The following is a 1281-nucleotide window of genomic DNA, read 5'->3' on the forward strand; positions in this document are numbered from 1 at the left end:
TTAATGAAACCACCCAAAATGGTGAGGTTATTAGCGGCGAAGTGCCGTTGGATGTGGGCTCAGATGCGATCCATCAGCTTGATTTCAATGCTGACCAACCGGATTTAGCCAACCTAACCAGTAATGGCACCGCGACCACATTTACAGTTAACGGTAACGTATTAACCGTGCTTGATAGCGATAACAAGCCAGTGATGGTCGTAACGATTGCGAAAGATGGCGCATACACGGTTGAAGTGACAGGCCCTATTGATCAAAACGATGCAGACATTGCCAACATTAACCTTGGTGTGACGGCGACGGATAATGATGGTGACAGCACGCAAGGACAAGTTGTTATTACTGTCACTGATGGTGCTGATGCGGGTGGTAATGAGCACGGTGATATTACCATTACTGAAGGTGATTTAACCCCTCAAGCTGGTGAGCAAGGTTACCCTGTATCGGGCAACACCACGATTGTGATTGAGGCGGGTGCTGATCGTCTTGACCCAACTAAAGTGACCATCGATCCTATTCAATTAACCCAATTAATTAACGAATTATCATCTGAGTTAACCACCGCTGATAATCAAGCGATCAGCTTTAGCTATGACAGCGCCACCGGGCAATTAGTCGGTGTGACCGCTGATGGCGAGCAAGTGGTGACGGTATCATTGAATGCCGTCCAAGCGGCGAACGGTCACGATATCGACGTCACAGTGACGATTAATCAAGAAAAACCGTTAAACCACACCGACAGTGGTGTCGATGGTTTGGTTGATAGTGTTAACGATAAAATCACCATTGATGTGCCGATTCAGGTGCAAGATACCGATGGTGATTGGCTACAAAAGCCTGCCAATGTTGATATCACCATTGTTGATGGTGCCAACCCAGAATTTGGCACTGACAGTGGCACCACCATTAATGAAACCACCCAAAATGGTGAGGTTATTAGCGGCGAAGTGCCGTTGGATGTGGGCTCAGATGCGATCCATCAGCTTGATTTCAATGCTGACCAACCGGATTTAGCCAACCTAACCAGTAATGGCACCGCGACCACATTTACAGTTAACGGTAACGTATTAACCGTGCTTGATAGCGATAACAAGCCAGTGATGGTCGTAACGATTGCGAAAGATGGCGCATACACGGTTGAAGTGACAGGCCCCATTGATCAAAACGATGCAGACATTGCCAACATTAACCTTGGTGTGACGGCGACGGATAATGATGGTGACAGCACGCAAGGACAAGTTGTTATTACTGTCACTGATGGTGCTGATGCGGGCGGTAATG

The 1281-nt window shown here is 47.5% G+C and carries 1 pseudogene; it reads left to right on the plus strand.

From position 1 onward, the window contains the following. A pseudogene (locus PMAL9190_RS20255) lies at positions 1-1281 on the plus strand (hypothetical protein); the annotation flags it as partial.

The organism is Photobacterium malacitanum, from assembly GCF_900185615.1.
Taxonomy (GTDB): Bacteria; Pseudomonadota; Gammaproteobacteria; order Enterobacterales; family Vibrionaceae; genus Photobacterium; species Photobacterium malacitanum.